11 protein-coding genes and 1 pseudogene are annotated in these 9,191 nt (G+C 56.5%); 1 reads left to right on the top strand and 11 read right to left on the bottom strand.

The genetic code is table 11. From position 1 onward, the window contains the following. The 6 genes from CS062_RS24360 to CS062_RS26005 all read right to left on the bottom strand — a co-directional run. Positions 1-362 (bottom strand): hemagglutinin repeat-containing protein (locus tag CS062_RS24360; RefSeq protein ID WP_199174349.1); only part of this gene is annotated, 362 nt, incomplete at its 3' end. 207 nt (positions 363-569) lie between these two features. Next, the gene (locus CS062_RS26015; RefSeq protein ID WP_143742499.1) at positions 570-1,067 is read right to left on the bottom strand and encodes a hypothetical protein; all 498 of its coding nucleotides are present in this window, start codon (positions 1,065-1,067) and stop codon (positions 570-572) included. A 391-nt stretch (positions 1,068-1,458) separates the two neighbouring features. Beyond that, positions 1,459-1,863 (bottom strand): antitoxin YezG family protein, encoded by a 405-nt coding sequence (locus CS062_RS27475; RefSeq protein ID WP_497006791.1) that lies wholly within the window; start codon positions 1,861-1,863, stop codon positions 1,459-1,461. A 116-nt stretch (positions 1,864-1,979) separates the two neighbouring features. Next, complete coding sequence (locus CS062_RS24355) at positions 1,980-2,375, bottom strand: hypothetical protein (protein ID WP_099864398.1); 396 nt, start codon at positions 2,373-2,375, stop codon at positions 1,980-1,982. A gap of 217 nt (positions 2,376-2,592) precedes the next feature. Further along, positions 2,593-3,438: a hypothetical protein gene (locus CS062_RS26010; RefSeq protein ID WP_143742498.1), complete on the bottom strand. Its 846-nt coding sequence runs from the start codon at positions 3,436-3,438 to the stop codon at positions 2,593-2,595. 87 nt (positions 3,439-3,525) lie between these two features. Beyond that, the gene (locus tag CS062_RS26005) at positions 3,526-3,783 is read right to left on the bottom strand and encodes a hypothetical protein (RefSeq protein ID WP_143742497.1); all 258 of its coding nucleotides are present in this window, start codon (positions 3,781-3,783) and stop codon (positions 3,526-3,528) included. A gap of 486 nt (positions 3,784-4,269) precedes the next feature. Between CS062_RS26005 and CS062_RS26450 the strand changes: the two genes are divergently transcribed. Beyond that, positions 4,270-4,593: a hypothetical protein gene (locus CS062_RS26450; protein WP_158238920.1), complete on the top strand. Its 324-nt coding sequence runs from the start codon at positions 4,270-4,272 to the stop codon at positions 4,591-4,593. A gap of 41 nt (positions 4,594-4,634) precedes the next feature. On the opposite strand, the gene CS062_RS24345 is transcribed toward CS062_RS26450, so the two are convergent. The 5 genes and pseudogenes from CS062_RS24345 to CS062_RS26445 all read right to left on the bottom strand — a co-directional run. Next, positions 4,635-4,940 (bottom strand): ATP-binding protein, encoded by a 306-nt coding sequence (locus tag CS062_RS24345; RefSeq protein WP_259373121.1) that lies wholly within the window; start codon positions 4,938-4,940, stop codon positions 4,635-4,637. Between the two features lie 349 nt (positions 4,941-5,289). Next, the gene (locus tag CS062_RS26000; protein ID WP_143742496.1) at positions 5,290-6,132 is read right to left on the bottom strand and encodes a DUF6882 domain-containing protein; all 843 of its coding nucleotides are present in this window, start codon (positions 6,130-6,132) and stop codon (positions 5,290-5,292) included. 479 nt (positions 6,133-6,611) lie between these two features. After that, positions 6,612-7,037: a hypothetical protein gene (locus tag CS062_RS25995; RefSeq protein WP_143742495.1), complete on the bottom strand. Its 426-nt coding sequence runs from the start codon at positions 7,035-7,037 to the stop codon at positions 6,612-6,614. Beyond that, entirely contained in the window at positions 7,034-7,312 is a 279-nt protein-coding gene (locus CS062_RS24335) for an immunity protein CdiI family protein (protein WP_099864392.1), read from the bottom strand. Before CS062_RS24335 ends, CS062_RS25995 begins: the two co-directional genes overlap by 4 nt. Further along, a pseudogene (locus CS062_RS26445) lies at positions 7,309-9,191 on the bottom strand (hypothetical protein); the annotation flags it as partial. The pseudogene CS062_RS26445 and the gene CS062_RS24335, both read right to left, overlap by 4 nt.

The raw sequence follows: 9,191 nt of genomic DNA, 5'->3' as shown, positions 1-9,191 counted from the left end.
CCCGCCCCGTAGCCGACGGTCACGCTGCCGCCCATGCTCTGGCTCTTGGAGTCGAACTTGGCCGTGTCCTGCAGGCTCTCGATCTTGAGGTTGCCGCCGATGTCGGCCACCACCTTCGGCGCGGTCATCACCGCGCCGCCGAGCGTCGTGTCGCCGCCCGACTGCAGCGTCACCGAGCTGCCGCCCGTGACCCGCGTGGTGGTGTAGTTCGTGTCCTTGCCATCGGCATTGCCCTTGGACACGCTGGCGCTCGCGGTGAGGCCCAGCCGGTTCTCTTGGCCCAGCGAGATGCCGATGCCGATGGACGCGCTGCTGCTCGAGTCCTTGCTGTGCTGCTCGCTGGTGTTCTGCGCGGCCAGCAAGTTGATTGGCCTTGGAGATCGCCGTGGCCGCGGCCTGCGCCTTCATGCGGTCGTCCTGCGTCTGCGTGACGTGCTCGGCGGCCTTGATGGCGCCAAGCGCCGCATCCACCCCCGGCGCGCTCAGCGACACCGGAGCCCGCTCTGCTTCAACTTCGTCTCCGTGTCCTGCGCTGACTGGTTGCGCGCTTCAACTATCGCACTTTGAAATCAAGAAGCGGACAACTCTCGACCCTTAAAACCTGGAGGCCAAGAGGAATAAATCGGAACAGTCCAAAGATTTGGAGAATCAGGAAAAAACTCAAACTCCTTGTCAACTCGAAGCACGTACTGCTCGAGCGGGAGTGCCGAATATCGCTCCCCAAACAGACGCTCCCAAACCTGCCTCTGAAATACCGCAAGATTTCTTGAGTACTCTTTGAGATCACCAGCAACCCTACAAAGATCATCAATTCCGGGAAGCCATGAATTGCCAAATGGCATATCCTGCGATATACAAATTCGTGAGGCTTCCCGCCTCAATTCACGACCTCCTGCACTCCAATTCGCTGCATGTGGCACCAACCACTTTCCAATAGCGAACTCCGCCTGAACAGGATTCACGAGATCAAGTGAAAAAAGCTCTTCATCATAACCGTAATGCTCAGCCTCATGCTCTGAAAACGGCGCCATAATAAGCTCGGCGTGATAAAGAGAAATTTCCTTCATGGCCTAACTCCTCGGGGATCGGGCATTTTCACACCGGAATTAAGTTGTGGGAAGGATGTATACGCCTTCCCTGTGGCTCGATCAATACCTACAACGACAACTTCAGTCCAACGATATTCACCAGCGACCCCACTGGTTTGGTTCGCCGTATTGTTCGCCATATATCCTTCGCCAAGACCGCCCCTTATTAGGACCTCGCTGTACCAGCAGCACGCGTCTCTTCTTATAACGCCGCTCCTCGCTAACCATTAGCTCGTCGAAAACGGTGGTCATCGCAGCAGTCCAGTCCTACTCCTGCTGTCATCGAAGAACTGGCCATTCCTCCTATCCGCTCTCGGACCGGTACTGAATTTTCTCCTATAACCAAGAGAGGCCGGTAGCCTCATCAGCGCTAAGACCGGGGGATCTTTATCTCCTCAAATTGCCTATTTGCGATTTGCTCCCATGACATAAGGGGATCGTCCTCCTCGTCGTACCAACTTGGTGGCTCATAGTCAAATTTTGCGGAGAACTTGCCGTCCGATGTCATTTCAAATCGAATTGACCAAATACGCTCACCGGTGTTCCTCAACAGAGAGTCGCGCGTCCTTATAAATAATTCTTTCAGATCAGAGATATCACCCCAATTGATGTCGAAGTCTAATGTGGCGCCGGTATGATCGGAAGCGCCGTAGCGAATACCTCCCACACACGAGCCCAGGACTGGCGCGAGTACGAAAGCCTTCGACCAATGTACAGGCAATGACTTATTCAAAAGGTTTGCAATGGAATGATAATAATTTTCTAGTTCGCGCATCATGTTTCCTATTGACCAAATGATAGACATTCTTAATGCCGTCAATGATCGCTACTACGTTGAACTGCGACGGGCGTGACCCCGCTACGGAGGAATATCCCAGTTCAATCTTCACACTAACAGCGCTTCCATTCTTCAGGGCATTCTGAAATTCTCTCGCCCTCGGCCTTGATCTCGGTGCCGACGTCCTGGCTCTGGCTTTCCTTCTTGAAGTTGGTCGCATTCCAGACCTGGTCGCGCGAGCTTGAGGTCTGCACCGTGCTCAGGGTTAGGTCGCGCCCTGCGGCCACCATCACGCCGCCTTCGGCGCCCGCACCATCCGCGCCGCCCTGCGGGATCTGCACCGCCTGCAGCTGCGCGTCGCGCCCAGCCTGCACCACCATCACGCCCCCCGCAGTGAGCGACGCCACTTGGTCGAGCACCATCGCCTTGGTCGTGACGTTGCCCCTCACCGTGCCGCCGCTGGCCGTGGTGCTCTGCATGACGACATCACGCCCGGCCACCAGGCTCATGTCGCCCGTGGCCGCCAGCTGCTCGCCGATGTTGCGCAGCCGTGTCGCCCACCGACACCGTCAGTGCCGAGGCCGACAGCGAGAACGGATTCCATCACCTCCGACCTCGCCCCTCATTTTAGTTAGCAACAAGAATATTTATGGGCCGCAATACCGAAAATTAAACAGGAATACCAACCAGCATGCAAGCCCACAGCAGCACCCATATTAAATAGATCTAGCCACCCGCACCGACCACAGAGAATACTTCCGGCCAAATTATCTTTTGCCCCTTCGACATTATGCGATGATAAATTAATCCGATCTGCATTCGATAAAAGCAAGGAGCTCCACCTCCATCTTCACGAATGATTGGATTCCCCTCCGGAACCCGAACCGATTTGAAATACTCTTGAAACTTATCCCAGGCGGGAGAGGACAGATCAGGTGGATTGTTCCCCTCGCAATCTCCAGAACCGAGCAGCCCCCTCATTATTTGATGCTGTCGCGAGACAGCCTCGAACTTCCGTTTTACAGAGATTAGCTTCCTAGCCCGCTCCCAATCTCCGCAAATCATTAATAGCCGAACCGCGTACATGAACTGCCCCTGCACCAGCCTATCGGCCCAATTGCGGCCCTTCTCCAGTAGCGCTGACGTCACAAGTTGATCGGCCGCCTCACGAATCTTATGTTGATCGACGTCTACGCCGTTCTTCATTGCGGACGCAAGTGCGCTGATCGCTAACACCCTTCCGCGATTCCCAGGAGAGATGGGTGAATTCCGCCAGCCCTTAAATCTACTTTCAGACTCGATCTCGAAGCGAGGATCCGAAAGCGCGCGCTCAGCGGTCGAAATCGTCCAATCCAAGAACCTTCCACATAACGGATGGCGATAATCCCCTAAAGCGATGTAAACGGCATCTTCCATCAACATTTCACAGGGGCCTTCTGGGGAAGCCAAGCGCTCCCACAAAGGAAACGGCCCATCCCGCTCGTTGATCACAGCGGAAGCTGTTAGACCATCATCTCGCTGAAGATTCTCCATCACTTGACGGAACCATTTATTGTTATTAGCGGCGTTCAATCTTTTCCGTCCTTCCGAGGAAAAACAACAACCCGATTAACCGACTGACCCAATCAATCCTCAAGCGCGCTGTCTATCGCAGCCGTCTTAGTCCAGCCCAAGTGCTTCCGGAAGTCCAAACACAAATTCTCTGCGAGAAGCATCCCCATACTCAAGACTAACTTCCCTCAGACTCTGAACGAGCGTACTCCTGTCGAAATAGTTCACGTTCTTTAAGTCGCTTGCAAACTGCTCCATCACTTGAATTGCCGCGTCTGGATCGAGTACACCCTCTTCGGCATACTCAAGAAAGATGGCGATATTTGCGATTGCTTTGGCGATTTCTCTAGAAAACGAATTATTCATGGCTTGACCACCTTCACAGAAATGTTCTTAATCCCGAGCGAGTCCAACATCTTACGTGCCCGAGAAGCTTCGGACTCGTTTGGTACTTCCCATCTACCTGGTAATCCATTTTGTGCGAGAGCTTCGGACTGGCGAATCGCCTGATCCTTGGACTTTTGCGTAGTGAGAACCGCCGTCTTTCGATCAACGAGTACGTTGCCATCCAGCCCATCGAATTTCAGAATTTTTATTTCGCCTTCCGGAGTTCAATCTTCGAGGAGACTGGAATTCCTCCCTCGCCACTCAGTGTGAAGTGGGAGGGGTTGAGGGCGACTGGGGCTTTCCAGTCCCCGCCAAACTCCCTTCAGACTTGGTCGCACCAGTCGCAACGGGTTTAAGAGTATTTACATACTGCCCACCAACCGCAGCGGTATATCCCAGCAAACCCAAGCCGACAGCTGCCAACCCGCCCGCCCCAGCGCCGCCTGGCTCGCCGCATCCCCGCTGGTGATCGTCGTGCTGCCCGCGCTGATCGTGCTGCGCGTGGTGCTGCGCTCGTCGCCGCTGTCCTTGAAGGCGCCCGCCATGCCGCCGCTCGTGCCCGCGCTCACCGTCACGGCGCTGGCGCTGAACTGGCTGCGGTTGTCGATGTCGCTGCTGCTCAGCGTGCCGGTGCTGAAGCTGTTCTTGCCCGCGTCGATCGCCGCCTGGCCCCTTCCAAGCCCCAAGGAAGTGCCTGATTCCATACAGCTCGGAATAATAGTGCGTCAGCTCCTCATACGTAAGAGAATCCGAGCACTCCTCATATATCTCGTCAGCTGTAGCTTTTAGGCGCGGATTTTCAAGCAACATCAAATGCTCCTAAGGACGATTCAGGGCGGGGATTTTTGGCTTAGATGGAACATCGGGTCAGTTGAGATTAGGCGGTCTAGAAGCGACGTCGTGGTCTTGACAGCCCCGAAGCCACTGACCAGCTCGCCGACGCTCGGGTTCGTCGTGGTGGCGAAAATGGTGCGCTCGCATGGTTCGCTCAGCAAGCGGAAGATCAGCGGCCGGCCCAATGCGCTGAAGGGCAGATAGTCCAACTCGTCGAAAGTCACCCATGGCGCCATGGACCGTCGATGGGCCGTCTGACCGCGCTGTTGCGGAGCTTCTCCTGCTTGAGTTGATAGGCCCACGGTGGAGAAAAACCGGGCACCTCGGCGCAGTTCTCAACCGCCGACACGCCAGGTGCGGTTGCCGGACGGGTCCTGCTGGTTGCGAGACTTGCTGCTCTCCGTCTTGAGCCCGTCATGAACTTCTCTGCGAACCGGTCGAGCCCGCAGGGGCTGACTGGGCTCGTTGCGCGACCTCAGCGCTGGCGCAGGATGCTTGCGAATGGCGTTGCGAGACCAGGATTTCGAGGAATCTTGAAACCACCCCGTCTAGAGACGGGCGCGCTTGCTGCAGGCGCTGAGGCAGCTTGGCGCCATCATCACTCGATGCGTCTACCAAACTGCTGCGTGCCGACCATTTGATGCGCTCATGTCAAGTCCGCAGAGCGGTGATGCCGCGATATATCAAGTAGATGTCCATTCCATTCGAATTAACACGATACCCGCCATCTGCGCCAGATTCGCGCGCCGAAAATCCCAACCAAGCCCAGATCCTCGTCTCATCCACGCGAATCTTGGAGTGAGTCAATTCCTGCTCACCATTGGCTTCGGCCCAATCCCGAATCGCCATTGCCGATAGCCGTAGCGCATTCGGAATAGAAGGGTTATCCCACGCCCAAAGGAATGAACCATCCTTCTTATTGAAAGTCCCAAGCACTTGGATCTGCCCAGACATATTTCGACCGTCTGCAAAGGAGAAATTCAAACGACCAGCCGACAAGTCGAGCGTCCAATTCTTCTCGCTGCCAAGGCCCCATGCTTCTCCGTCTTCTGCGGTTCGTTGCTGGAGCCAAGAAAGCCCTTGCATTTCCCATTCGCGGAGATGAACGGTCGTGTGCGCTGGCGACGGATTGTTCTCCCCCCAAGCCACTAACGGGTCCTCTTCTTCAACGTACCATTCTGGCATTTCATATCCATGCCTTATCGAGAATCGTCCACCATCCGTCACTGCGGCGCGTATTGACCAAAGACGGTCGCCAGTCTCGCGAAGCAGTTCATCACGGACCTGCACGAAATAGCTTTGCAGTTCAAGAAGATCTTGAATGCTGAGATCCATCTCTAGACTGCGACCTGCTCCATCCTCAGCTCCCATTTGGAAGCCGCCGGCAGACTCACCCCCAATATCTGCGGAAACGAAGGCCTCAACGAATCCATTGGGGGCATTCCTATAAATTATCGACGCAAGCGCTTCATAAATTTGGTCGAGTTTACTCATGCCTAGATCGCTGTCATTCTTCGCAAGGCTTTCGACCCGAAACGCGGAACACACAAGCAGGAGTGTTGGAGAACAAGCGGCACAAAGCGGTGAAGATAGGTTAGTCTTTAGTGCAAATTCCCAATAGCAAGCCGTCCAAAGCCTCGCTGTGTTTCAGCAAATGACGTACAGCCTGCCCGCAGGCGGCCATTAACCAGTACCGAGGCGCCGACATCGCCAACCACATCACGCGCTATTGACCGCGCCGCCCGAATGCACCGTTCGACACCGGCGGTGCTGGCGTGGTCGAGGCGGCCCGCGCTGCGAGGTTCAGCGTGTTGCCTCACAGATCGGCCCCTTATTAAGACCTCGATGCGGGGCCCAGTACCACCGCATTGAAGCACCGCTGCAAGTCGACCTTCAGATGACAGGTCGGCTGAGGCGGTTGATCCGACCGAATCGCCGGCGGAGCCGGTTGGGCATTTGAAGGACTTCGTGGCCTACATCTTCAGCGCAAGCAGTGGCACGGACTTCGGCTCGGTGTCGCTGGGCAAGCCGGTGCAGTCGCTTTCGGAAGTCCAACCGATTGCGCGGTCCGTCTCGACCAGATACTTGCTGCCGGGCTCGCTGTGCGTCTTGAACAGGCTGTTGGGCGGCAGCGTGAGGTTAGGCATCACGCCCGCCACGCAGCCGCCGACGCTCAGGCCCGAGACGTTCAACGCCGCGTTCTGCGCCGAGCCGGGTCGGCTCGTCGAGCCCGCTTGCGTCGTCACTTTGCCGATCTGCGGCGCCGCATTCTGGTCGGACGCGCGCAGCTCCAGAATGTCTTGCGCCCGCCGCCGGTATTGGCGTTGTAGATGCGGCCTAGACGCGAGATTCAGCGTGTCGCCGCCGCAAATCGCGCAGCATCCGGAAAGACACTTCAAATCTGAAAAAGGACATTGATCTCCCCTCCTAACTCCCGCTGAAGTAGCAGGTGGAGCCGTGCACCCTCTTCTTGAAACAAACGTTCTGCGTCTTCAGAGGCGAAACCCGACTTCAGCGGATCGTCCTGATTCAGAGTTGCGTCATACGACTTCGCCCAAGCGTTCAAGTCCCTCGTCAAGGTTTCAGACAATCCGAGTGAGGAGGGATCGATATTCTCCCCGTCCTCGCCCCACAACGGATAACAATCATAATCAGCCATCAATTTCATCTTCATTTTCCACCCCTTCCTGCGGGATTTGCGCCAACCACAAAGCCGTTACTTCCAACGGTCACTGCAAGCCGGAAAGTTTTACCTTCAAATGTTACTTCATAAATTGGGCGACCACCATCTTTCCCTTGCTGGCCAACGGGCTTCCCTTCAGATACTGCCTTCATCACGACTTCGGGAATTTGAGACTCGCTGACGCCGACACTTTCGAATTCCTTCTTATGTCGTTCAACAATATGCTGCAAGCCGGCTTTTGAATTGCCAGCCTCTAGAAACACAACCTTTCCATTGCCATCGGTGGTCGTCGCGACCAAGTCGCCCTCGCTGAATTTAACCCCGTTTTTCGTCAGCTGTTGCACATGTGCGGGATCGACGGCACTAGGGCTGTCGGATTTAGGTTTAGGGGAGCTTGGCGTCGGCTCGAATATGACCACCGGGTCAGCGACGTCAGCCCCATTAGTGATGCCGCGTCCATTGGCGCGTTTCGGTGGTGCTACAGGAAGTTTCTCGGCAGGCGCCGCTCCATTTTGGGCATTTTCGTTGTATCCGAGCGCACCGAGATCGATCATCGCGTACAGAAGCGACTGATCTCCTGCTCGCGTTTTCAGAAGGTTCAACTGCGCCCTAAACGGCGTAATGTCCCTATTGACCGACAGCCTACAGGCATCGTCCTTGCAGGCGTTAAATCGGAAAGCAAGATCGCTCTTAAACTGTTGAAGCTGGTTAATGGCGTCGCGCTCACAACTTGCATTCGCGCATTGCTGCGCCAATTTGATGGCGTTCTCTAAACCAAGATTGAATTCAACCCTTTCACTGATCACCCGGTTGTACTTCATCGCCACGTCGGTCGCGCATTGCGGACTAGAGCCGCAGGCAATTAGTTCCTTCCGCTTATCTTCTGTCTCCTTAGAACTCAAGCCGCCAAACCGAGCGCGTGGATCACTGCGTTGCAAAGCATCCAATTGCTTGTCCGCAGCGGTGTAGGTGAAGAGCCCATTTGCCTGATCAGACTTTAGTAGGGTCAATTCGCTCGCGTACTGCTCCGGATGGCTCAAGACGTAGTCCTGAGACGCCAGTAGAGCGGCCTTGGTCGGGTCTGTATCGGCCTTTCCGTCGGCACAGCGAACGAGCGCGCAAGCAGCCTCCGTCAGACGCTGTTCTGCCTTTTCGTCTCCTCCGGCCAGCCTCTTAATCCTGTCCTTTTCCGACACATGGAGTTGCCGATTATTAAAGTCCTGGTTGAGACCGGCAGCCGCACCGTCGAAGCTACCGACGGCGGCACCAATTCCTGTTGCCAATGCACCTGTTGCCAGTTTTGAGAGCCCGGACGCCCAATCGTTCTTCCCTTCCGCATCGGGTCCCAGCCCCGCGTCTCGAAGCTTCTTATCAAGGGAGGTCTGGAGATCCTTCAATTGCTCCGCAGCCTTCGCGCTCGCCGCCGCTCCCAACGCTCCGCTCAGGTCTCCCGTGATGGCGCCAATCACCGCATGCGCCGCGACCCGGTATTCACCGCCCTCCTCGTACTTCTTCGCCTCGTCGATCTTGCCCTCGGCCCGCAGCTGTTGCGCCCTCTTGTCGAGTTGGCCAGCCACCTCCTTCGCCGCCTCCGCCCCAAACTCCGCCACGATCTGCGCATTCACCTTCACCTGCTGCGCCAGCTTCTGCCCATCCCAGCCCTGCGCCAGCTTGCCCGCCGTCGCATCATTGGTCGCGCCGCGGTCCAGCTTCTCCAGCGCCGCCTGGCTCGCCGCATCCCCACTGGTGATCGTCGTGCTGCCCGCGCTGATCGTGCTGCGCGTGGTGCTGCGCTCGTCGCCGCTGTCCTTGAAGGCGCCCGCCATGCCGCCGCTCGTGCCCGCGCTCACCGTCACGGCGCTGGCGCTGA

Source organism: Roseateles chitinivorans, assembly GCF_002761755.1.
GTDB classification, from domain to species: domain Bacteria; phylum Pseudomonadota; class Gammaproteobacteria; order Burkholderiales; family Burkholderiaceae_C; genus Roseateles; species Roseateles chitinivorans.
Note: the sequence above shows the minus strand (reverse complement) of the source record. Positions and strands in the feature narration are given on the sequence as shown.

Coding starts and splice junctions, on each gene's coding strand:
- CS062_RS26015 (WP_143742499.1), bottom strand. CDS start 1,067: ATGAAGGAAATTTCTCTTTATCACGCCGAGCTTATTATGGCGCCGTTT.
- CS062_RS27475 (WP_497006791.1), bottom strand. CDS start 1,863: ATGCGCGAACTAGAAAATTATTATCATTCCATTGCAAACCTTTTGAAT.
- CS062_RS24355 (WP_099864398.1), bottom strand. CDS start 2,375: ATGAGCCTGGTGGCCGGGCGTGATGTCGTCATGCAGAGCACCACGGCC.
- CS062_RS26005 (WP_143742497.1), bottom strand. CDS start 3,783: ATGAATAATTCGTTTTCTAGAGAAATCGCCAAAGCAATCGCAAATATC.
- CS062_RS26000 (WP_143742496.1), bottom strand. CDS start 6,132: ATGAGTAAACTCGACCAAATTTATGAAGCGCTTGCGTCGATAATTTAT.
- CS062_RS24335 (WP_099864392.1), bottom strand. CDS start 7,312: ATGAAGATGAAATTGATGGCTGATTATGATTGTTATCCGTTGTGGGGC.